This window comes from Bacillus sp. GbtcB10, assembly GCF_019091365.1.
In the GTDB taxonomy this organism is placed as follows: domain Bacteria; phylum Bacillota; class Bacilli; order Bacillales; family Bacillaceae; genus Bacillus; species Bacillus altitudinis.
This window is the reverse complement of the sequence record NZ_JAGXJP010000003.1, coordinates 92,547-113,948: the sequence shown is the minus strand read 5'-3', so window position 1 is coordinate 113,948 and position 21,402 is coordinate 92,547. Positions and strand designations below refer to the sequence as shown.

The window sequence follows — 21,402 nt, the reverse complement described above, 5'->3', positions numbered from 1 at the left end:
AGGAGGAGTACGGTTGTTTCGTTATTGGTTTTTAACGATTTATGTTGTTGTATCCTTTTTTAAAAGTATAAGGCATTTGTATGATCATGAATTAACGGATCCACGCATTTCCTATACGAAACGAATGCATCTCATCCATGAGCATGCAAAAAGGTTTGCCAGAGGGTGTATTGATCAATCAGGATCGGTCATGACCATTCATCAGCAAAAAAGGCTGCCAGATGGCCCTGTTATTTATGTCACAGAAGCACATCATCCAGTGACGACGACATTGCTGATTGGTCACTTAGAGAAGCCATTTGCTTTTATGGCAAAACCGCATCTGTTTCGCTATCCCATCTTAAAACAATGGTTGAAGAAGATGGCGGTGATCAAGCAGAATCAATCTGATGAGGCGTTATTAGAAGAAGCAAGAGAAAGAGTTCTATCTGGCCAGAGTCTGTTGCTTTCTGAACAGTATCGTGTCATGGCAGAAACGCTTGCTGAAGAATGTAACTGCTCACTTGTTCCGGTTGAAACAAGCGGCACAGACCGTCTTTTAACAGGGAAGATCGTCAAAAGACTTCGTCCAGTTAATGTCGATATCCATATAAAAGCACCGGTCAAGATGAGTGATTACGCACAAAAGCGCGCATAGAAAAAACCAGCATCCGAATGTGGATGCTGGTTTTTTGATCATGCTGGGATGTTGACACAATAAAATAGAATGCAGAAGAACATGGATGCACTTCCGCCGAGAACAAAGCTGTGCCAAATCGCATGATGATAGGGAATTTTCCGCCAAATATAAAAGATCGTTCCGACTGAATACAAAATACCGCCTAATAGTAAGAGGCTGAATCCAGCTCCTGTTAATTGAACGTACAGAGGTTTAATTGCGATGATAATCATCCAGCCCATTAATAAATAAACAAGGGTGGATACAATGATAAACCGTTTGACGAAAAAGATCTTAAAGACGATACCGCCTGCAGCAAGCGCCCATACGATTGCAAGAAGAGTATAGCCAAGTGCGCCTTTTAATGGGCCAAGCAAAAATGGCGTATATGTACCAGCAATCAATACATAAATCGCAGAGTGGTCAAGGATTTCGAATACATCTTTTGTTTTTTTGTGCCGAATGCTATGAAGCAAAGTAGAGCTTAAATAAAGCAGCAGCATCGACGCGCCAAATATCGAAAAGCTAATAATGTCAGTGACAGTGCCGTATTGAACAGCGAATAAAACGAGAAAAACAATGGCGGGAATGGATAAAATGACGCCAATGCCATGTGTAATTGCGTTGGCAATTTCTTCTTTTACAGTAAACAATGGATGTCCTCCTTTATTGAACCGGTATATAACCATCAAGCGACTTCAGAAATGAGAGACCTTCAAGTGTAATCTTCGTTCCAGCTCTGCCTTTCCCTTTCGTCACATAGGCTTTTTTCTCAAGATCATCTAATCGACTCCTGACTTGCTGAGGGGTCAGCGGGATGTCGCCTTGTTTGCTTAACTCAGACAAGATACGTCTGCTGGCTGCTTCTCCTTTTTCATTTAGAGACTTAATGGCTTCGAGTAAGAAAACAAATTCTTGTTTCTCCATAAGCGTGAGCTGGTGTTCTTCTTTTTTTCCTTTACCAGCTGTTTGTTGAGGTAATAATACAAAAGGTGGCAAGTGATGCAAAAAAACTGTTTGCCCTTCGAGAATCGCGGCTGCATAATGAACGATATTTTTGAGCTCCTGGACATTCCCTTCAAACGAATATTGCTGTAAGACTTCCCACACACTTGAGTCGATATCAGGCGTCATGTTCAGTTCTCGAAAGAAAGCAGCGGTTAAAATAGGAATATCTGTTTTTCGATCTTCTAAAGGCGGGAGAGGGATATGAAGCACATTGAGCCGATAAAACAGCTCAGGTAAAAAACTGGACGAAACGCTCATCGCCTCTAATGATAAAGACGAAGAAGCAATGATTTTTGTTGCAGGAGAATCTTCGAGAAAACGAATGACCTGATGCTGCATAGGAATACTAAATGCGCTGACTTCGTCTAAATAAAGCACATGATTTGCCGCATGAGTAAATGCTTCCTGCAAAGTCACTTCATCTACAATGGGGCAATAGATATATTTCATCGAAGCCTGCGCAGCAAATGAATGGGCCATTTCTTGTGCAAAGCGTGATTTGCCTGTTCCAATTTCACCTGTGATCAACACAGGCTGATCGTTTTTCGTGAATTGTTTTGCCAAATGAATGGCGTGTTTTATATCTTGGTGTTCTCCATATATATTAGCAAACGGATGTGTGGTCATCGAGCGATTCCTTTCTTTTGGTTCTAATTGGTTTTATTATAACACCCAATTAGAACAAATGTATAGAAAAACGAAAAAGTTCATGAAATTTATCTCCGATCCATGATCTATTGGTTTATTTTTTGAATATTCATGTTATAATGACAAATTAAATAAGGTTAAAGAGAAAGGATCTTGTACATGAAACCGTTGCTCAAAGAAAACACGCTAATTCAAGTGAAAGACATCTTAAAAGCCCATCAAAATTTGAAGGATGTAGTGATTCATACTCCACTTCAAAAAAATGAGCGACTTTCTGAACGATATGAATGTAATGTCTACTTAAAAAGAGAGGACCTGCAGGTTGTTCGTTCTTTTAAATTAAGAGGCGCTTTTAATAAAATGAGCCAGTTGCCAAAAGAAAAACTAGAAAACGGCATTGTTTGTGCCAGTGCAGGAAATCACGCACAAGGCGTTGCCTATTCTTGCAAATATTTAGGTATCCACGGGAAAATTTTTATGCCTGCTACCACACCAAGGCAAAAAGTATCTCAAGTGGAGCTTTTCGGAAAAGAATATGTTGACATTATCTTAACCGGAGATACCTTTGATGATTCGTATCATGAAGCAGTCAAATGCGGAGATAAGGAAAAGCGGGAATTTATTCATCCATTTGATGATTTAGATGTCATGGCAGGACAAGGAACAACTGCTGTAGAAATATTAAATGATATCGAAGTGGAGCCTCACTTTTTATTTGCAAGTGTTGGGGGCGGAGGTTTGTTATCTGGCGTTGGCACGTATATGAAAAATATCGCACCAGAAACAGAAATTATTGCAGTCGAGCCGCTTGGTGCCGCCTCACTTCATGCTTCCCACGAGAAAGGGGAGGTTGTCACACTTGATTCAATAGATAAGTTTGTAGATGGAGCAGCGGTTCAGCGGATTGGCGAAAAGACGTTTACGTCGCTTCAGTCTGTTGTCGATAAGATTAGTCTTGTACCAGAAGGAAAAGTATGTACAACCATTTTAGAGCTGTATAATCAATGCGCCATTGTAGCTGAGCCAGCGGGTGCGTTACCGATCGCGGCTTTAGATGCACATCGTGAGGAGATTAAAGGGAAAAATGTCGTTTGTATTGTCAGCGGAGGCAATAATGACATTGGCCGAATGCAAGAAATCAAAGAACGCTCCATGATTTATGAAGGACTCCAGCATTATTTCATCGTTAATTTTCCGCAAAGAGCAGGTGCTCTCAGGGAATTTTTAGATGAAGTGTTAGGGCCAAATGATGATATCTCACGCTTTGAATATACGAAAAAGAATAACCGAAGCAAAGGACCTGCGCTTGTTGGGATCGAATTGAAAGAAAGAGATGACTATGCAGCGCTGATTGACCGAATGAATAAAAAAGGCTTCCACTATGTTGAAGTGAATAAAGATCAAGATTTATTCCACCTATTTATTTAGGCTTAACAGATAATTGGAAAAGAGGATTGATCGTTTGTGCTGCTCAAAACAATATGTTTTAGACGGATGGATGGAGCTCAGATCAAGGTAACAGAAGTCCCTGTTTTAAAGGGAGATGAATCCTATGGTTTCATGCTCACCTTTAGACTTGAAGCTTTCTTGAAAAAAGTCTATGTATCTAAGGGAAAGAGGCATGTGTACTCTTTCAGGGAGGATGTGAAACGTAACGTCAAGTGGAGCACATATGAACAGATCTACCAAGAGCCTACACTAAAACACAATGCGTAAATTGGAATCTTTGCCAAAGAGAGTGAGCGGCCATTTTCAAATGGCGGCTACTCATCTTGGCAAGGATTTTTTACATGAAAAGAAGAAAATGTGACAATTTCAAAAACGTTCTGACAGTTGTTTTCAAGTATGCACGAAATAAGGTAATATCATATGTAAAGACTAAGACAGCAAGGATGAGACGATAGTGAAACAAATTAAAATTGTAACAGATTCAACTGTGGACCTTCCGCAAGAAAAAATCAATGATCTTTCCATTCATGTCATTCCGCTCAATATCTCCATTTCTGGGGTTGATTATATTGACCGAGTGAACATACAACCAGATGAATTTATTGAAAAAATGGAGGCCGCTGAGGAACTGCCGAAAACGTCTCAACCTGCGATCGGTCAATTCGTCGAATTATATGAAAAACTGACGGCAGATGGAAGCGAAGTTATTAGTATCCATTTAACTGGTGGGATGAGTGGTACGGTTCAAACTGCTGAAAGCGCTTCTAAAATGGTAGACGGGAATATCACTGTCATTGATTCGAATTTTATTTCCTATGGTTTAGGGTTTCAAGTCACCAAAGCAGCAGAGCTTGCAAAAAAAGGGGCAAGCCGTGATGACATCCTCAAAGAAATGGACAAAATTCGTCTTAAAACAAAGCTATTTGTCACAATCGATACATTAGAAAATCTCGTGAAAGGTGGACGAATTGGAAGAGGAAAGGCGCTGATCGGTTCACTTCTTCATATTAAACCAATTGCCAGCTTAACAGACGGCATATACACACCAGAAGCGAATGTGAGAAGTTACTCCGCTCTTGTCCGCTATTTGACAAAACAGTATGTACAGGCGGTGAAAGGGAAAACCGTTCAGGCCATTGGGATTGCACATGCAGACGCATTAGAACTTGCAGAAAAGCTTAAAGCAGCACTGCTTGATCACACACCTGATGCACTAGTTGACATCGCTTATACAACACCGATTATTTCCTGTCATACTGGTAAGGGCGCTATAGGCTTTACTTTTTATACCGATTGATTGAAAAGGGGATGTAATTGTCATGTATACAAAAAGGGGAGCCTTATTTGGTGCGCTTACGATTATAAGCGTGCTTCTTTTAGTCTCATGTTCAAATGGACAAATCAAGGATGCATTAAATTATCAAATCCAGCCGTTTGAGTATCAAAACCAGGATGGTCAAAAGGTGTCTCTCGACGATTTAAAGGGGAAAGTCTGGGTGGCAGATTTTATTTTCACAAGCTGTGAAACGATTTGCCCGCCGATGACCGCACATATGACAGAGCTACAAAAACGGTTAAAAGAAGAAAAATTGGATGCGCACATTATTTCATTTAGCGTCGATCCAGAGGTGGATTCACCGAAAAAGCTAAAGGAATTTGCAAAAGCATATCCATTATCCTTTAAAAATTGGGATTTTCTCACTGGTTACTCGCAGTCAGCGATTGAAAAATTTGCAATGAAAAGCTTTAAGACGATTGTGAAAAAACCTGAAGACGAAGACCAAGTGATACACCAATCTCTGTTTTTCCTCGTTGATCAAGAAGGAAAAGTGATGAAAAACTATGATGGTGTTCAAAATACGCCATATGATGAAATCATCAAGGACATCAAAACACTGAATCGAAGCTAGCATAAGGATGTTCAAATGAGCGAAAACATGATACACTTTTTTAATCAGAAAAAGGAGGGACATCATCGTTTGAAGGCTCGTTTGATTTTGATTGTGATGTCTCTAGCTTTTGTTCTTTCTGCATGTTCCGCACAAGAGGCTGGCATAAAGGATAAACTAGAAGACACACAAAACGTAAAAGAACATATTACGATCGCAGCGGTTGGAGATTCCTTAACAGAAGGAATCGGAGATCAAAATAAAAAAGGGTATGCCGGCATCACCCGTGACAAGATAGAAGCGGAGGACGGTGTACAGTCTGTTACATTAAAAAACTATGCCATTAAAGGCAGTAGAACGGTAGATTTATTAAAAAGATTAAAAGAAAAAAAAGTGCAGGATGGACTGAAAGACGCTGATTATATTTTCTTTACGATCGGCGGAAATGACTTAATGCATGTCGTCCGACAAAATGTGCTCAACTTGACATTTGCTCCTTTTCAAAAAGAGCAAGGTCCTTTTGAAGAGCGTTTTAAGGCCATTCTTGCTCAATTAAGAGAGCATAATGACCATGCAAAGATCATGTATGTCAGTATGTACAATCCTTTTAAGTTCAGCTTGTCTGAGCTGAGAGATATTGATGAGGTCGTCAAAGACTGGAATGCTGCTGCCGAAAAAGAACTAAAAAAAGACGGCAATGCTGATATGATCGATGTAGCAGATTTATTTGAAGATGATCAAGATGAAAAATTACTGGCAGATGATGATTTCCACCCAAACCAAAAGGGGTACTCTCTTATGGCAAATCGTTTATTCTCAGAAGTGAAAAAAGAAGGACTGCCGAAGGAATAGGGTGAAAAGATGAAAAAATGGAAGAGTTTATTTTTTATTTTACTGTCAATTAATCTATTAATTGTTCTTGTATGCGGTATTTTTATGCTGCTGCCGAGCGATCAATCCGCTTCGAAAAAAGAAGTGAACAGCGAGTATGCTTTTAACATTTCTAGTTCAAAAGAGTCGCTCACCAGCTTTGTCAATGATTATTTGAAAAACCAAGGATCAAGCGATATGCCCGACTTTCATGTTGCGATTGACCAAGATGTGAAAGTAACAGGTGCAATCAAAGCTTTTTCTTCAACGATTAATGCAAATGTATCATTTACACCAACTGTTGAAGATAACGGGGATGTTCTGCTGAAAGTAGATGACTTTTCAATTGGACAATTAAGCATCCCAATCAGTTTTGTTTTAAGCTACATGGGTCAATTCTATGAACTGCCTGATTTCGTTCATGTGAAACCAGACCAAAAAACGGTGGAAGTGCGCCTTTCAGAAATGCCGCTGACGAATGATATGTATGTCAAAGCGAACAAAATTGATCTTGAGAATGATGAAATTGAATTCTCATATTATCATCCAAAGCAATAGAACGTGTAAGTCAGGAGTGAAACGATGAAGCGAGTCTATCAATATTTTAGTTTACTGTCGCTCTTATTTGCTGCATACTTTGGCATGACAGCTGCCTCTCATTTAAAAGCAGAAAATATCGACCAGTTTTACTTAAATATCGCCTATTGTGCATTATTTTTAGGTACCATGATTCTTGCTTTTGATTTTCAAAAACAAGAAAAAGCTGAAGATGTCTCGTAAATAGCCTTTTCCATTTGGGAAGGCTATTTGTCTTCTTTTCAGCGTGATTGAAAATCTTTGCATTCTAGGAAGGACGAGTACTGGCGCAGAGTGAATGTGGCATTCGTGAGAACCGGCACGCAGGACTGACACCGAATGCGAGGCTTTGTCTACACGCTGAGAGCCTTTTCCATTTGGAAAGGCTCTTTTTACATTTGGTGAGACAAGACGACTTTTGCCATTAGCTCTGGCTCTCCGTTTGCAAATCCATGAAGTAAAATAAGATAGGCCCGCTTTGTTTGCAGGTGAACTTTCGGAATATCTAGCAGTACACTTTGAGTACCGGCAGCTTTTAATTCAAAGTGATACTTATTCGGAGAGAAGTGGTGGGTTTGGGTGCCGTTTACATATCCGAGCTCCTTTGATAACATGCCTTGATCTCGTTCATATATATCAATGAAAGGGAGGTCTGGTGACAGCTGGATAAACGTGAGTGCTGATAGCTCATCTTGCTTAATCAGCGAGTCTTGCTTTTCTGTGAGCAACGCAAAGCCGGTACGAGCTCCTGTGATACATAGCGTGTAAGTCTCGTTTCCATTAATCATCATACGAGAAGAAAGAATTTTTTCTTTTGTAGCCAGCTTGAATACTTCTATCTCATAAACACCCTCATCCCATTCCATATAAGCAGACAGCTGACCGTATGGTAGCTTTTTTTGGATTGGCTGTTGATTTACAAATACAGCAAGCTCACTTAAATCCGGTGCAGCGTGAAATAATCGAATAACAGCTTTGGAAATGGTGTTTCTCGGATGGTATGGGGGAAAGGTAGCTAATGGACGATATAGAAATTGATTCATCTCGTAGAGCTGCTGCACGTCTTTATCCCTTCTTTCTCTGCAATGTGTTTTTTGTAGCGTATGCAAGAAAGGGACGATCTGTATAGGCAAAAGAAACATAGAAAAAAGCCTGACAAAAAGTGTCAGGCTCTCGTATTAAGAAGGAGATGAATATTGATGATATTCAGCCAACTTAATGAACGTTTTTTCATCCTCAATTAATCCGCAAACGCCGCACTGGACTTTGATTTTCGGTCCTTGATAGTTCATGTGAAAAGGAGAAAGCTGATCTCCTTCATATGTTTCGACAATAGCTCCAGTTGCTGGATCAAGTTTCACAGGTTCTGAATGCTGCTCGATGAGATTAAAACGCGTTCTGTTGGTTTTGCAGTTCGGACAAAGATATGGACTTGTCATGGTTCATTCCACCTTTTTATCCGTAGCATGTCCTCCACGCTAAAATCTATGCTTAATCTTTTTGACTTTTATCCAGCTTTTTAAATAATTTGATCATCGTTTTCAGTTCTTCATCATCAAATGATTCAAATCGTTCCATGAAGTATTCTGTTTTCTTTTTCTCAAAATGCTCAGTAATTTCCTTACCCTTATCGGTTAAGTGGATTTTGATGATGCGTCGATCCTCTTTTGAACGGATACGAGTGATCCAGCCTTTTTCTACAAGTGTGTCGGTTACAGCTGTAATATGGCTTGCTGATACACCGAGAATTGAGGCGAATTCCGTTACTTTTTTTGCGCCTTGTTCACGCAGCAGATTTAAAATGAGAAATTCATTCCGAGATAATTCGTTTTCAAGCAGGCTGTTAATTTCATAACGTATTTGCTTAAATACGGTTCTCAGTAAAGTATCCATTTCATACATCATTTGTTTTCTTTGTTCCAATCATTAAACCCCCATTATATTTTAAGATACGACAGAAAGCTTTCTTTTGTTTTTAGGTATACAAGTCGTATCATTTTCATTATTTTTTATCATGTTATAATATGATGATACCATTTTTTAAATGAAGGGGGCACTAATATGTCTGAAAAACAAGAATTAGCCACATTTGCTGGAGGCTGTTTCTGGTGTATGGTTAAACCTTTTGATGAACAGCCAGGCATTATCAAAGTTGAATCAGGGTATACTGGCGGACATACAGTGAATCCAACCTATGAGGAAGTATGTACAAATACGACAGGCCATAGAGAAGCCGTTCAAATTACCTTTGATCCAGACATTTTTCCGTATGAGAAGCTATTAGAACTATATTGGCAGCAAATAGATCCAACAGATGATGGAGGACAATTTGGTGATAGAGGAGAGTCCTACCGTACAGGGATTTATGTTCACAATGAAAAACAAAGGCAACTTGCAGAAACATCAAAAGAGCAGCTGAGCCAAAGTGGAGTTTTCCAAAAGCCAATCGTGACAGAAATTTTAAAGGCTAGTCCTTTTTATCCTGCTGAGGAATATCATCAGCATTATTATAAAAAGAACAAAATGCACTACGAACGATACCATGTCGGTTCGGGCAGAGCAGGTTTTATTCAATCTCATTGGAGTGATAAATAATGGCTAACGAAAAAGAGCAGCGCATCAAAGAATTAAACCGAATGCAGTACGAAGTGACGCAAAATAATGGAACTGAGCCGCCATTTCAAAATGAATTTTGGGATCATAAGGAAGAGGGCATTTATGTAGATATCATTTCAGGCAAACCATTGTTTTCTTCTTTAGATAAATTTGATGCCCATTGCGGCTGGCCAAGTTTTACAAAACCGATTGAAGATCAAGAGGTAGAAGAGAAAGTAGATACGAGCCATGGCATGGTGCGGACAGAAGTTCGCAGTAAGACGGCCGACTCTCACCTTGGTCATGTATTCCCAGACGGCCCAGGGCCAAACGGTCTTCGGTATTGTATTAATTCTGCCGCTTTAAAGTTTATCCCGAAGGATGAGCTTGAAAAAGAAGGCTACGGTCATTTGAAACACATCTTTCAATAATTGATTTAAAAATCGTCACATGGAAGTCAGCTGCTTCCGTGTGACGATTTTTTTATTTTTTATGGTGTGTATGATGTAATTGTTCAATGATGTGAAACAGTTTCTCTTTTGTAATGAGCGGTGCTTCGTTTGATGTGTAATGGGTCAAATGGACTTTTTGAAAATGAGGGTGAAGATGTGGTCTTGGTAAAATGGCGTAAAATTGTTCATGTTCAAACAGTGCATCTCCCTCGTGAGGGAATGTGAGTTCCTCGTGAAGTTTTTCTCCAGGTCTTTTGCCGACAACGAGAATATCAGGAGAAGGAACGTTGATCTGACCGGCATATTCATGAAATGCTTTCAATAGATCAGCCAGTTGTAATGACTCCATCTTGAGGATGAATGTTTCGCCGCCTTTCATCATGATAGCTGCTTCAAGTGTGAGGGATACAGCTTCTTCGATAGACATAAAAAAGCGTGTCATCTTAGGATCAGTTACAGTTAGAGGTTGTTCATTTAACAACTGTTGAAGCATGATGGGGATGACGGAACCCCTTGATCCAAGCACATTGCCAAACCGGACAGAGCAAAACCTCGTTTTCTGATTTGAAATACTTTCATTCGCTTGAAAAAACAATTTTTCTGAAATTAATTTTGTAGCTCCCATGGCATTTGTCGGAGAAACCGCTTTGTCGGTTGAAATGTTCACAACATGACTGACTTCATGTTCAAGTGCTGCTTCGATGACATGCTGTCCGCCGATGATGTTGGTTTGGACAGCTTCAAACGGATTATCTTCGCAGGTGGGTACTTGTTTGAGTGCAGCTGCATGGAAGATGATATCTACCCCTTTGACAAGCTGCCTGACGCGGCTTGCATCCCTCACATCTCCAAGTGCAAATACAACCTCTGGATGCGCCGCATATTCATTTTTCATCATGTATTGTTTACTGTCATCTTTACTGAAGACAATGACCTTTTTAGGAGAGCAGGCTGTTAATTTTTTCACAATCTGCCGGCCAATCGAACCCGTACCGCCTGTGACCAAGATGATTTTGTCACGAAAAAAGGTCTTCAAACTCGTTTCTATTTGTTTGGACATATCTAATCCCCCAACTCTCAATTCTCTACTTTGCATCATATGTGAAAGAGTGGAAGACGTTTGAGGAAAAGAACCACTTCATGCATAAATTAGGTGAACCAATTATAACCATCTGCTTGACGACTTAATAGAATATGTAGAGATAGAAGATTAAGTAGAATAGCGAGGCACCTGAAGACTTCAGTACGGCGATCAGTACGGCGATCAGTTCAGCTCTCAGAATGTATTCACTGATACTGAGCTGCGCGAGGGGAGAAGATCATACATGTATAGGGGAAATCGTATTTTAGCCATGATACCAGCTTTTAGCAGCAAGCAGGGGCATCATGCTGAACACATTCGCGTATTGGCGGAGCGGCCGCTAATCTATTGGACCATTCAGCCATTATTACAAATGATTGAATTAGATGAAGTCATCGTATCTTCAGAGGATGTGAATACTCAAATCATTTCGGCCCACTATGGAGCAAATGTGATTGAACTGCCAAGCACACATGTGACGGAACAAACACCTTCTTTAGTAGCTGTGAAGCACGCACTTGCTTATTTAGAACGAGAGGGAAAAACGTTTGATATTGTTTTGTATTTGCATCCAGCATCACCACTAAGGCAGACGGCAGATATTGAGAACTGCTTACAGCTTCTAGTAGAGGGAGGATATGATTGTGCTGCTTCTTTTACAGAGGCGTTAGAAAATCCAAATGAAACTTGGACACTTCATGACACCAATGAAGCCAGCCTGTATAAGGACAATCATTATTTTTTTGTACCAACTCAGGAGCACCCTTATACGTATGGGCGTTTAAATGGAGCTGTCTATGCGTTTCATGTTCCATATGCAAAAGAATGCATTCATTCCTTTTTAGAAGGATCTGTTGGTGCATATATGATGGATCATGCGCAATCGCTTGTTGTGAAAAGTGAGGAGGATCGGAAAAAGGCAGAGAAGATTTTATTGGCTCGACAAGATGCAGAAGGAACGGCATAAGATGATGACAATTAGAAAAAGCGCCCGGTCATAGGGCGCTTTTGACTATTTCATAAAGTCTGTAAGGCAGCGTATCAAATGTGTTCCAGCGAATGACTTGCTCGTAATTGTTCTCTGCAACCGATTGTCTTTGTTGAGGGTTTTTTACATAGTGCTCGACCTGCTTAATCAAATCGTTTTCATGTGTGTAAAAAGCGAAGCTTGAAAATGCCTGTGACGGTTGTAGATCTGTCAACTGAAAGCCTCCGCTTGCAGCGATATCAAATGCTCTGTTGTTAAGGCTCATATTTTGAACATTGGCTTTGTTTTGATTATAGGCAAATTGCGCGGGCCTGTGCGGATTCAGAACAATGGCTGATGTTTGATAGATGTTTGCCATCTGCTCGGGACTCAGCCAGTGGGTCATCAGTGAGAGATCATGATATCGTCTGCGTGATTTATTCAACACGCGATGCCACTCTTTTCCTGCTACGAGAATGCGCCATTTGTTTTGATGTAAGAGTGTATTGATGGCTTTGATGCGGTTTGGATAAGGGTAGCCAATGAGTGCAATGTCATAAATGCACGACTCATGTGGTGATTCTTTTTTCTGAAATACGTGTGTATTGGTTGGAATGGGAAAGTAGTGCGTGTGATCAGCCCCCATTTGTTTGTAAAATGACAAAGCACCTTCGTCAATCGTTAAGATCAGCTGTGCATCACTTACGCATGCAGCTGACACATCTATATAAAAAGGGTCTTCTGTCATCCACAGTACAACGGGGATCTTTTCTTGTTTGAATTGATGAAGCAGTTCTGTTGGAATATGATCACCGATCATCATGAAAACAAAATCCGGAGAAAATGTCCGGATTTTGTGCATATAAGCGGGTAGAGTTTCCCTTTCCACCTTGATGCATGAAAAGGGGGAATCAATGAAGCTATCTTCTATCCATTGATCAAACATCCGATAGATTCCACCGTAGCCAGAGCTGATATAAAGAAGCTTCATGATGGCCCTCTCACATTAAGATGTGAACGTAACACTTTCTACTTTATCTACATCTAATAGAGTCGTTGCAGAGCCCGTAGGTGTCACAGAGCTTTCTTGTGTGACGAAAACAACACCTGTTGAAGCATCGAATGATACGAATTGAACGGGTCCGATTAAGTCACCTGAGTCCATGACAATGCTAATGACTGTTCCAGGTGCAAGTCTTGCAAAAATCCATCTTGCTGGTTGAGATACGTCGAGTGTTGTAGCAGAATCTGAAGGTGATGCTTCAGCAGCCACCTCACTAAATAAATCGTTCAATTTTTCTTCCACTTGAACTCCTCCTTCTTCGAGATTAACTGTTAACGCATGACTAAGCGGTTTGAAAAACAGCTTTAACAGCTCTTTTTTTAATTCGGCACGCTTTTCGCTCATGTTTTCCCCATCCTTTCTTCATCCATTCAAACACACCACTATGTATATGCCGTTCTCTTTTTTTGGTATAAGCAGAATGCTCATTCCTTGTTCTTTTTTCATTTAATGACTTCACACATTTTTGAAAAATGTTTTCAAATGCTGATGCTAAATGAAGTGATCCTCATACTCTAGTAAAGATCAAACGAGAAGAAAGAGGGAATCTGAATGGAATTTGAACAACTATTAAATGGCTGGAACGAAGAATTACTAGAAACAGAAGGAATACTTGAAGTTGTGTTGATTATACTTCTTCTTCATCTTTTAGAGGAAAGTGAGGAAGGGAGTGCGTCAGAGATTAAAGAATTGCTGCGCCCGTGGCTTGAGCTCGGCATTCCGCTGCCGCGTGTTCATTTAGTCAATGGAGATGTGCTGCAAAACGTGGTTGTCGTACAATTGTTTGACTCAGTAGCAGTCTTTAAAAATGCGACAAATCAGCTAAGAGTAAGTGTTCCTTATGTGAACATTGTCAGCTGGGGGGCTTTTTAATCTATTTAAAAAAGGATAATGGTCATGAAAGTATCAGTGATATTAACAAGCTACAACAAACCTGATTTCATTGAACGTGTGTTAAAGAGTGTGGTAGAACAAACGTATCAGCATTGGGAGCTTTTGATCATGGATGATGGCTCTGAACAAGAAACGATCCAAAAGATGCAGCCTTATTTAGTGGATAAGCGCATTCAATTGTATTCTCATCAAATTCATCCTGCAAACCGGCTGAAGACTGTACGTTATGCAACGCTAATTAATGAAGCATTAACACGTATAACAGGTGAGCTGGTTTGTTATGTAACTGATGATACAGTCTACAGAAAAGATCGTTTAGAGAAAATGGTCGAGGTTTTTCAATCGAAGCCTCACATAGATATCGTCTATTCCTCGCAGCGTGTCGTGCATGTGAATCAGCATTTGGTGGAAACGGCGAGCTTCGTTCGAGAAGCAGATCAAGTGTTGGAGCATGCATCCTTTCAAGTCGACCATTGCTCTGTTATGCATAGAAGCCGGCTGCTTTCGCTTATTCATGAAAAATACGGACAATACTGGGCCGACGAACCAAAACATTGGCATCATGCTGATTCTGTGTTTTGGATGAGACTGAATCATTTTGCTGCGTTCTTTCCATTACAAGAAGTACTAGATACCACATATAAAACGCCACAATCATTCCATCATATGTTTGCGAGTATGCCCTACGATTTAATTGACGGAACTGTGATTGAAAGAGATGGCGCTTATTATCAAATCGCTCACGGATGTCTCCATCTAATTGACAAGCGCTGGGTGAATGAAAAGAACAGGCGTGCGATTCGTGTTCCTTCCTTATGTACGATGAAATATGAAATGAACGAGCCGCTGACAGTTCCGAATTATACAGTCGTCACTGCAGATAACGGCAGAACATTTTATTATATTGAACATCAGACAAAAAGACGGTTTGCTTCAAGACGTGATGTGCAATATTTTCAGTTTCATCAAAAGGAGATTTACACGGTCACAAAACAGCAGCTGGAGACGTTTGAGGAAGGCAGCATCATTCAAGTATCTCCAATATTCAGCCCACCAAATAGACGGCTGTTTAAATGGAAACAAGATGTCTATTTATTTGTGCATGATACCTTTTGCCGAATTGTCCCTGAGGTAGTGAAAATATTTGCGTTTTACCATCAGCCAATCAAACTACAACCTTCTCAATTTGCATTTTTTCAAGAAGGAAAGCCAATTGTGCCGCTGTATATGGAGTCTCTTCAGGAATTTGACATGTCTCTTTATCAAACGTCAGGACGAAAGCACTCCTCATAAGTGGGGTGCTTTTTTTTAGAATTGACGAAAAAAGCAGGAGATCGAAAGGAAAAAGCGAAACGTGAAAAGGATAGGGGAACACGTTGAATATCATCAAGCCGCTGAAAATTGGGCAATACAGTGCCGGATTTTCGGCATAGAAAGTGAGGGGGAAATAGTGGGGAAGGTTGTCGAAAGAGCGGATTGGTTTGAATTAATTTTAGAAGCCATCGATGAAGCGATTCACGTTGTAGACGATCAAGGGGTTACCATCTTTTATAATCATAATGCAGCGAAGTTCGACTGTTTAGCGAAAGAAGAGGTGATTGGCAAGTACATACTGGACGTGTATCCTTCATTAACTGAAAAGACAAGTACACTCATGCATGTACTTAGAACAGGAAAACCCATTTATCATTCGTTGCAAACCTATTTGAACAAAAATGGAGAAAAAATTGAGACCGTCAACACTACACTGCCTATTATAGAAGGCAGCAAGTTAATTGGGGCGGTAGAAGTAGCGAAGGATGTGTCGAAGCTGTCAGCGCTTTCGAATCGTTTAGATCAAAAAAAACGAACGGATGGTGCCGCGGAGACCACTCAAATGCTCGATTTTTCTTCATTTTTAACAAATGATCCACACTTAAAAGAGGTGCTGGAGAAAGCGAAAAAAGCTGCTGCATATCCTTCATCGGTTATGGTCTTCGGGGAAACTGGGACAGGAAAAGAGGTACTCGTACAAGCGATTGTTCATGCATCTGATCGGAAAGATCAAGTCTTTATCCCGCAAAACTGCGCTGCTCTTCCAGAATCGCTGCTTGAAAGTCTTTTATTCGGGTCTGTCAAAGGAAGTTATACGGGCGCAATAGATCGCAAGGGGCTGTTTGAATTAGCAGATGGCGGTACGCTTTTTCTTGATGAGCTGCAAGCGATGCCTCTTACGCTTCAAACAAAATTACTGCGTGTGTTAGAGGATGGTGTTGTCCGCCGGATAGGTGATGCAAAGGCGGTTCAAGTAAATGTCAGAGTGATTACTGCCCTCAATATCGACCCATTTGAAGCCGTTAAAAAACAAATGTTAAGAGAAGACTTATTTTATAGACTGCATGTGTCATCATTTCATATCCCGCCGCTTCGCACAAGGAAGCATGATATCCAGCTGTTATCCAGCCACTTTATTCAAACGTATCATCAGCAATTTTCAAAAAACGTCAACCGCCTTTCTGAAGAAACTGTCCAAGTATTTATGGCCCATCAGTGGCCAGGGAATGTGAGAGAATTAAAACATACGATCGAGCATGCCGTCTTGATGATGCCAAAGGAAGCAGAAGAAATCACCACAGCATATCTCCCTGTCCATTTGCGGACGCATCAGATAGAAAGTCATCCGCCAGAGTCCTCATTAAAAAGTCAAGTGACGTCATTTGAACAAACGCTGATTCAAGAAGCTTTAAGACAGCACGCAGGGAATATTAAGCAAACGGCAGCCGCTTTAAAAATTCCTCGACAAACATTGCAGTATAAGCTAAAAAAATATACAGATGCCGAAAAGTAGGCACTTCAAACAGGTGAATGTGACGGAAAAGCTCCTTTTCTAAAGAATAGGGGCATTTTCCCATGTTGGCACATAACTTGCATAGTATAAAGTGAATGCTGATAGGGGGAATGGATATGAATCAAAAACTGTATCAACCTGCGCGACATTGGAAGGACATTGAACTTTGGAAGGACGTACCCGAGGAAAAGTGGAACGACTGGATTTGGCAGCTGACGCATACGGTCAAAACGCTTGAAGATTTAGAAAAAGTCGTGAACTTAACAGAAGAGGAAAAAGAAGGGGTGAAGATTTCCACGAAAACCATTCCACTCAACATAACACCCTACTATGCCTCACTGATGAATCCAGACGATCCAAGATGCCCAATCCGTATGCAGTCTGTACCGATTGCAGAAGAGCTTCATAAAACAAAATATGACCTCGAAGATCCGCTCCATGAAGATGAGGATTCACCTGTTCCAGGTTTAACGCACCGTTACCCAGATCGTGTGCTGTTTCTTGTCACAAATCAGTGCTCCATGTACTGCCGCTATTGTACGAGAAGACGTTTTTCCGGTCAGATCGGGATGGGCGTGCCGAAAAAGCAATTAGATGCCGCCATTGGATATATTAGAGAAACCCCTGAAGTGCGGGATGTGTTAATTTCAGGCGGTGACGGGCTGTTAATTAATGATCAAGTGCTTGAATACATTTTGAAAAACTTACGAGACATTCCTCACGTTGAAATCATTCGAATTGGAACACGTGCACCGGTCGTGTTTCCGCAGCGAATTACAGATGAATTGTGTGAGATTTTAAAAAAATATCATCCAGTTTGGCTGAACACTCACTTTAATACAAGCATTGAAATCACAAAAGAAGCGAAAGAAGCGTGTGAGCGACTTGTCAATGCTGGCGTGCCTGTTGGTAATCAGGCGGTGATCCTAGCAGGAATTAACGACAGTGTTCCAATTATGAAGAAGCTGATGCATGATCTCGTCATGATTCGCGTCAGACCTTATTATATTTATCAATGTGATTTATCTGAGGGGATCGGCCACTTTAGAACACCGGTTTCAAAAGGCCTTGAAATCATTGAAGGCTTAAGAGGACATACGAGTGGTTATGCTGTGCCAAGCTTTGTTGTAGATGCACCAGGCGGAGGAGGTAAGATCACCTTACAGCCAAATTATTTATTATCTCAAAGCCCAGAGAAAGTGGTCCTGCGTAACTTTGAAGGTGTGATCACCTCTTATCCGGAGCCAGAACATTACGTCGCCGGCCAAGCGGATGCGTATTTTAATGAAATCTATGAAGAAAAGAAAGAACCCGCCATTGGCATAACAGCTCTATTTGAGGATGAAGCAAGATCCTTTACGCCTGAAAATTTAAGCCGAATGAAACGAAGAGAGTCTTATGAAACGAATCCTGAACATGATACGCTCAAAAACAAACGCGAAAAACGAGATGAATTAAAAGAGAAGAAATATCAAGCCCAGCTCAAAAAAGAACAAACCGTAAAGGAGGAGAAATAACGTTGCTGACATGTGATTGGTGTGAGGAGAAGAAAGCGAACGCAGGACAGACCACAGTCTATTGGGAACTCATCACGGGCACACAATCGATTGAGATTTTGGAAACGCCTTCGATTTCTTGCACGCATTGCGGGATGACGTATCAGAAGGATGAGACAGTAAAAGAGATAGAAGATCAATTAATTTTAGTCGATCAAACAAAACTTCCAGAAAAAATCTCATATGCAGAATTAATGAGCATGGAGCGGTTATTAAAGCGTAATTACTTTGATTTTTCTTCATAAGTTGTACCTCCGCCTATACAAGTCATCAAATTCCTGTATAATATAACAACAAAATAGAGTGTCGCGGAGGGAAAAACAGGTGAAGTCGTTTTACCATTATTTAATGAAGTACAGACATCCAAAACCGAAGGATGAAATCAGTCATTTTGCAAATGCTGCTTATGAAGATCACAGCTTTCCTAAAGCATCCACTGATTATCATGAGCTATGTGCCTATTTAGAGTTAAATGGGGACTATTTAAGCTCCATGACGACATTTGATGAGGCTTTTGAGCAATACGAAGTAGAAGTCAAAAAAAAATAACACACACAACCGCTTGTTCCGTATGGAAGAAGCGGTTTTTTCATGAAGAAATAAAATGGCGTTTTGCATGGTGTGGTTGCCCATGCAGAATTCCTTGCGCCGGCATACGATACGTTAAGACCAAAAGTCGGGCAAGGGGGAGACAGAATGAAGGCGAAAGCACCAAAATATAAAGTAGGGGATATTGTCGTCGTTGTCATGTACGGCACAGTTGGAACGATAACAAAAGTCCATCAAATTGACCAACATTATCTATATGAGGTCAATCATAATGAGGTGCTTTATTTTGAAACATCACTCCAGCTTTACGATGAGTACGACGGGGTGATTGTAGATACAGAAAAGCTGGACATTGAATATGAGTTCCTCATTGGCGATGTTGTATATGTAAAGGATTACGGGAAAGAGCTATTTAAAATCATTGGCCATCGGACTGAGATATGGCGCTACCTTGAAGATGGCTGGGAAGATGTCATTTATGAACTGACAAGGTTAAAAGACGGAGAATGGCTGGAAACAGAAGAAGAAGACTTGACGCTTGTCCTAAGAAAATATGAGATGGATCAGTTTGTTCATCAGCTTCTTTTTGTGCATTACGTTGGAGAAACCTCAAAAGAAATAGAGGAAGATATGGTGCAAACCGCTCTATTACAGTTAGAAGAGAAACAAGAAAGCGAAGCATCACTAGAATTTCTCGCTGTATCTATAGTGGATGAGCTTCTTGATATTTACAATGATTATAAAATTCTCTATGAATTTTTCAAAGACCCAGAATATAAGGATATGATGGACTTTATTTTGGAAAGTTTAAACGAGCATTTTGGTTAAAAGAAGACTTGTCCTAACACGAATAAAAAGTAAGGAACACAGAAAAAAGCAATCACATAAAACCATCCCCTCAAGATACGGCCCATCACCTGATCAAAAGTATGTCCATCTAAAATGCTTAACCATTTCATTGCCTCATGCCCCTTTTCTTTTCGTTTACTGCATTTATATGTATGGAATGAGCCATTATGACAAACTGTAATAAAAATAAGGCGACGTTCATACATCATAAAAAAGGAGGCGGAAAGCAATGAAAGAAGCAGATTTGGTGATTGATACAGAGGAAATTGCAGAATTCTTCTACACGGAGCTGGTCAAAAGAGGGTACATACCATCTGAACTGGAAACGTTTGAGCTTGCCGATATTACATTTGAATATATGCTGAGGAAAGCAATGATAGTTGAAGAAGAGGCGTGGTAGGCACTATACTTTGAAGAGATTCTGAGTAGAAAGGGAGGGGAATTGGTTCGCGTGTATGTCATCATTTTTTTCCTTTTGTTTGGCGCCATCGCAGCGCTTATGGTGTCTGGCATGTTCCAGGAGTTGGACAACCAGATCATCTTATCGTTTGAAAACATCAGACTTCCTTTTTTAAATGATGTCATGCTGACTTTGACTGACTTTGGTATCAGTGCGCTGCTTGTCCCAATCATGCTCATCTTTAGCGTGGTGCTGTTTATGTATAAACGCTACCACTCTATTATGCTGCTTTTTCTACTATATATAGCAGAAAAAACGGTCAATCATGAACTGAAAGGACTGTTTGCTAGAGAGCGTCCAGCTTTTGATCATCTAGTGAATGAGACCTATTACAGCTTTCCGAGCGGACATTCTATGAATGCAGCAACGATCTATCCATTTATCGCCTATCTATTCATTGAAATGGTTCCGTGGCTGAAAAAGAGACAAAAAGCAGTCTACATGGTGACAGGGTGCTATGTGCTGATGATCGGCATCAGCAGGATGTATATCGGTGTTCATTATGTCACTGATGTAGCAGGGGGCTTTGCGATAGGACTAGCTTTATTTCTGATATGTAAAAAGATTGACGAAAAATTGTCTGTCATTCGACAAAAATAGAAGAAGGAAATTCATAGATCCCAGCCAATTTTATATAAAAGGGGAGGGATTTGAATGCAATTGACGTTGAGATTTTTTCAAAAGAAACCTTCAGCTTATCACTTAACCATTTATCAAACACCTGAATATGGTGCAGAAAGCGGGCATCAGCCTGTGTACCGGACAAAGATTGGCGGCAGGACACACCTTGATGTACTGGAAAAAGCATTCTCGACATTTAATGTACAAGATACAGTCCCTAATGATTACAATGCACGGTTTATCACAACTGGGGATATCGTTGTGATTGATGACCAGAAAAAAGGGAAGTGCTACTACCAGCTCTTTCCGGCAGGATGGAAACGCAGTGAACGTCTAATGACGATGAGTTAAATATAAACGACGATGCCAGCTTTACTTTCAGCTGGTATT

General features: G+C 40.4%; 30 protein-coding genes. 21 read left to right on the top strand and 9 right to left on the bottom strand.

Going from position 1 to position 21,402, the window contains the following annotated elements:
* Nucleotides 1-13 precede the first annotated feature (13 nt).
* Nucleotides 14-637 (top strand): lysophospholipid acyltransferase family protein, encoded by a 624-nt coding sequence (locus KVT11_RS10620; RefSeq protein WP_017359699.1) that lies wholly within the window; start codon nucleotides 14-16, stop codon nucleotides 635-637.
* Nucleotides 638-675: 38 nt separating this feature from the next.
* Here the strand turns inward: KVT11_RS10620 and trhA are convergent, their stop codons facing one another.
* Both trhA and KVT11_RS10610 read right to left on the bottom strand, forming a co-directional pair.
* Nucleotides 676-1,311 (bottom strand): PAQR family membrane homeostasis protein TrhA, encoded by a 636-nt coding sequence (trhA, locus tag KVT11_RS10615; RefSeq protein ID WP_039165595.1) that lies wholly within the window; start codon nucleotides 1,309-1,311, stop codon nucleotides 676-678.
* 13 nt (nucleotides 1,312-1,324) lie between these two features.
* The gene (locus KVT11_RS10610; protein WP_047946650.1) at nucleotides 1,325-2,293 is read right to left on the bottom strand and encodes a sigma 54-interacting transcriptional regulator; all 969 of its coding nucleotides are present in this window, start codon (nucleotides 2,291-2,293) and stop codon (nucleotides 1,325-1,327) included.
* Nucleotides 2,294-2,473: 180 nt separating this feature from the next.
* Between KVT11_RS10610 and ilvA the strand changes: the two genes are divergently transcribed.
* The 7 genes from ilvA to ypmT all read left to right on the top strand — a co-directional run bounded on the left by ilvA (nucleotide 2,474) and on the right by ypmT (nucleotide 7,302).
* Nucleotides 2,474-3,742 (top strand): threonine ammonia-lyase IlvA, encoded by a 1,269-nt coding sequence (gene ilvA / locus KVT11_RS10605; RefSeq protein ID WP_008346398.1) that lies wholly within the window; start codon nucleotides 2,474-2,476, stop codon nucleotides 3,740-3,742.
* Between the two features lie 36 nt (nucleotides 3,743-3,778).
* Nucleotides 3,779-4,030, top strand: coding sequence for a YpmP family protein (locus tag KVT11_RS10600; protein ID WP_008346400.1), 252 nt, complete (start codon nucleotides 3,779-3,781; stop codon nucleotides 4,028-4,030).
* A 187-nt stretch (nucleotides 4,031-4,217) separates the two neighbouring features.
* Nucleotides 4,218-5,060, top strand: a complete 843-nt coding sequence (locus KVT11_RS10595) for a DegV family protein (RefSeq protein ID WP_017359697.1) — start codon at nucleotides 4,218-4,220, stop codon at nucleotides 5,058-5,060.
* A 22-nt stretch (nucleotides 5,061-5,082) separates the two neighbouring features.
* The gene (locus KVT11_RS10590; protein WP_007500791.1) at nucleotides 5,083-5,673 is read left to right on the top strand and encodes a cytochrome c oxidase assembly protein; all 591 of its coding nucleotides are present in this window, start codon (nucleotides 5,083-5,085) and stop codon (nucleotides 5,671-5,673) included.
* A gap of 69 nt (nucleotides 5,674-5,742) precedes the next feature.
* Nucleotides 5,743-6,504, top strand: coding sequence for an SGNH/GDSL hydrolase family protein (locus tag KVT11_RS10585; RefSeq protein ID WP_060832403.1), 762 nt, complete (start codon nucleotides 5,743-5,745; stop codon nucleotides 6,502-6,504).
* Nucleotides 6,505-6,513: 9 nt separating this feature from the next.
* A complete protein-coding gene (locus KVT11_RS10580) occupies nucleotides 6,514-7,080 on the top strand; it encodes a YpmS family protein (protein WP_007500787.1) in 567 nt (188 codons plus the stop codon).
* Nucleotides 7,081-7,104: 24 nt separating this feature from the next.
* Nucleotides 7,105-7,302, top strand: a complete 198-nt coding sequence (ypmT, locus tag KVT11_RS10575; RefSeq protein WP_008346409.1) for a protein YpmT — start codon at nucleotides 7,105-7,107, stop codon at nucleotides 7,300-7,302.
* A gap of 188 nt (nucleotides 7,303-7,490) precedes the next feature.
* Here ypmT and KVT11_RS10570 read toward each other — a convergent pair whose 3' ends face one another.
* The 3 genes from KVT11_RS10570 to KVT11_RS10560 form a co-directional block, all read right to left on the bottom strand.
* Nucleotides 7,491-8,159 (bottom strand): DUF4397 domain-containing protein, encoded by a 669-nt coding sequence (locus KVT11_RS10570; RefSeq protein ID WP_039963952.1) that lies wholly within the window; start codon nucleotides 8,157-8,159, stop codon nucleotides 7,491-7,493.
* Between the two features lie 117 nt (nucleotides 8,160-8,276).
* Entirely contained in the window at nucleotides 8,277-8,537 is a 261-nt protein-coding gene (locus tag KVT11_RS10565) for a hypothetical protein (protein ID WP_008346413.1), read from the bottom strand.
* A gap of 52 nt (nucleotides 8,538-8,589) precedes the next feature.
* Nucleotides 8,590-9,021 (bottom strand): MarR family transcriptional regulator, encoded by a 432-nt coding sequence (locus tag KVT11_RS10560; protein ID WP_007500780.1) that lies wholly within the window; start codon nucleotides 9,019-9,021, stop codon nucleotides 8,590-8,592.
* Nucleotides 9,022-9,159: 138 nt separating this feature from the next.
* Here KVT11_RS10560 and msrA point away from each other — a divergent pair, with 138 nt between their 5' ends.
* Both msrA and msrB read left to right on the top strand, forming a co-directional pair.
* Complete coding sequence (msrA, locus tag KVT11_RS10555) at nucleotides 9,160-9,693, top strand: peptide-methionine (S)-S-oxide reductase MsrA (RefSeq protein WP_116307026.1); 534 nt, start codon at nucleotides 9,160-9,162, stop codon at nucleotides 9,691-9,693.
* A complete protein-coding gene (gene msrB / locus KVT11_RS10550) occupies nucleotides 9,693-10,124 on the top strand; it encodes a peptide-methionine (R)-S-oxide reductase MsrB (protein ID WP_041091280.1) in 432 nt (143 codons plus the stop codon). Before msrA ends, msrB begins: the two co-directional genes overlap by 1 nt.
* Nucleotides 10,125-10,176: 52 nt before the next feature.
* On the opposite strand, the gene KVT11_RS10545 is transcribed toward msrB, so the two are convergent.
* The gene (locus tag KVT11_RS10545) at nucleotides 10,177-11,205 is read right to left on the bottom strand and encodes an SDR family NAD(P)-dependent oxidoreductase (protein ID WP_017367463.1); all 1,029 of its coding nucleotides are present in this window, start codon (nucleotides 11,203-11,205) and stop codon (nucleotides 10,177-10,179) included.
* Between the two features lie 265 nt (nucleotides 11,206-11,470).
* Between KVT11_RS10545 and KVT11_RS10540 the strand changes: the two genes are divergently transcribed.
* Nucleotides 11,471-12,193, top strand: coding sequence for an acylneuraminate cytidylyltransferase family protein (locus KVT11_RS10540; protein WP_008346422.1), 723 nt, complete (start codon nucleotides 11,471-11,473; stop codon nucleotides 12,191-12,193).
* Nucleotides 12,194-12,221: 28 nt separating this feature from the next.
* Here KVT11_RS10540 and KVT11_RS10535 read toward each other — a convergent pair whose 3' ends face one another.
* Together KVT11_RS10535 and KVT11_RS10530 are read right to left on the bottom strand one after the other, a co-directional pair.
* Nucleotides 12,222-13,184, bottom strand: a complete 963-nt coding sequence (locus tag KVT11_RS10535) for a CgeB family protein (RefSeq protein WP_017367461.1) — start codon at nucleotides 13,182-13,184, stop codon at nucleotides 12,222-12,224.
* Nucleotides 13,185-13,199: 15 nt separating this feature from the next.
* A complete protein-coding gene (locus tag KVT11_RS10530; protein ID WP_007500770.1) occupies nucleotides 13,200-13,601 on the bottom strand; it encodes a hypothetical protein in 402 nt (133 codons plus the stop codon).
* 207 nt (nucleotides 13,602-13,808) lie between these two features.
* Here KVT11_RS10530 and cgeC point away from each other — a divergent pair, with 207 nt between their 5' ends.
* From cgeC to KVT11_RS10495, 7 genes are all read left to right on the top strand, one after another.
* Nucleotides 13,809-14,129: a spore maturation protein CgeC gene (cgeC, locus tag KVT11_RS10525; RefSeq protein WP_007500768.1), complete on the top strand. Its 321-nt coding sequence runs from the start codon at nucleotides 13,809-13,811 to the stop codon at nucleotides 14,127-14,129.
* An 18-nt stretch (nucleotides 14,130-14,147) separates the two neighbouring features.
* Nucleotides 14,148-15,443: a glycosyltransferase family 2 protein gene (locus KVT11_RS10520; protein ID WP_048003317.1), complete on the top strand. Its 1,296-nt coding sequence runs from the start codon at nucleotides 14,148-14,150 to the stop codon at nucleotides 15,441-15,443.
* Between the two features lie 157 nt (nucleotides 15,444-15,600).
* The gene (locus KVT11_RS10515; RefSeq protein ID WP_217609006.1) at nucleotides 15,601-16,977 is read left to right on the top strand and encodes a sigma-54 interaction domain-containing protein; all 1,377 of its coding nucleotides are present in this window, start codon (nucleotides 15,601-15,603) and stop codon (nucleotides 16,975-16,977) included.
* A gap of 116 nt (nucleotides 16,978-17,093) precedes the next feature.
* Nucleotides 17,094-18,494: a lysine 2,3-aminomutase gene (gene kamA, locus KVT11_RS10510; protein ID WP_008346434.1), complete on the top strand. Its 1,401-nt coding sequence runs from the start codon at nucleotides 17,094-17,096 to the stop codon at nucleotides 18,492-18,494.
* 2 nt (nucleotides 18,495-18,496) lie between these two features.
* Nucleotides 18,497-18,778, top strand: a complete 282-nt coding sequence (locus tag KVT11_RS10505; protein WP_025207505.1) for a YokU family protein — start codon at nucleotides 18,497-18,499, stop codon at nucleotides 18,776-18,778.
* Between the two features lie 79 nt (nucleotides 18,779-18,857).
* Nucleotides 18,858-19,082 (top strand): YozE family protein, encoded by a 225-nt coding sequence (locus KVT11_RS10500; RefSeq protein ID WP_003215834.1) that lies wholly within the window; start codon nucleotides 18,858-18,860, stop codon nucleotides 19,080-19,082.
* 147 nt (nucleotides 19,083-19,229) lie between these two features.
* Complete coding sequence (locus KVT11_RS10495) at nucleotides 19,230-19,910, top strand: hypothetical protein (protein WP_008346441.1); 681 nt, start codon at nucleotides 19,230-19,232, stop codon at nucleotides 19,908-19,910.
* Here KVT11_RS10495 and KVT11_RS21290 read toward each other — a convergent pair.
* On the bottom strand, nucleotides 19,907-20,041 hold the full coding sequence (locus KVT11_RS21290) for a hypothetical protein (protein ID WP_017359686.1): 135 nt from the start codon (nucleotides 20,039-20,041) through the stop codon (nucleotides 19,907-19,909). The genes KVT11_RS10495 and KVT11_RS21290 overlap by 4 nt on opposite strands.
* Nucleotides 20,042-20,160: 119 nt before the next feature.
* On the opposite strand from KVT11_RS21290, the gene KVT11_RS10485 reads away from it, so the two are divergent.
* From KVT11_RS10485 to KVT11_RS10475, 3 genes are read left to right on the top strand one after another with little or no spacing between them, the layout of a single operon-like run.
* Entirely contained in the window at nucleotides 20,161-20,331 is a 171-nt protein-coding gene (locus KVT11_RS10485) for a YozD family protein (protein WP_017359685.1), read from the top strand.
* Between the two features lie 51 nt (nucleotides 20,332-20,382).
* Entirely contained in the window at nucleotides 20,383-20,991 is a 609-nt protein-coding gene (locus KVT11_RS10480) for a phosphatase PAP2 family protein (RefSeq protein WP_017359684.1), read from the top strand.
* A gap of 54 nt (nucleotides 20,992-21,045) precedes the next feature.
* Complete coding sequence (locus tag KVT11_RS10475; RefSeq protein WP_007500756.1) at nucleotides 21,046-21,363, top strand: YodL domain-containing protein; 318 nt, start codon at nucleotides 21,046-21,048, stop codon at nucleotides 21,361-21,363.
* The last annotated feature ends 39 nt before the right edge of the window (nucleotides 21,364-21,402 follow it).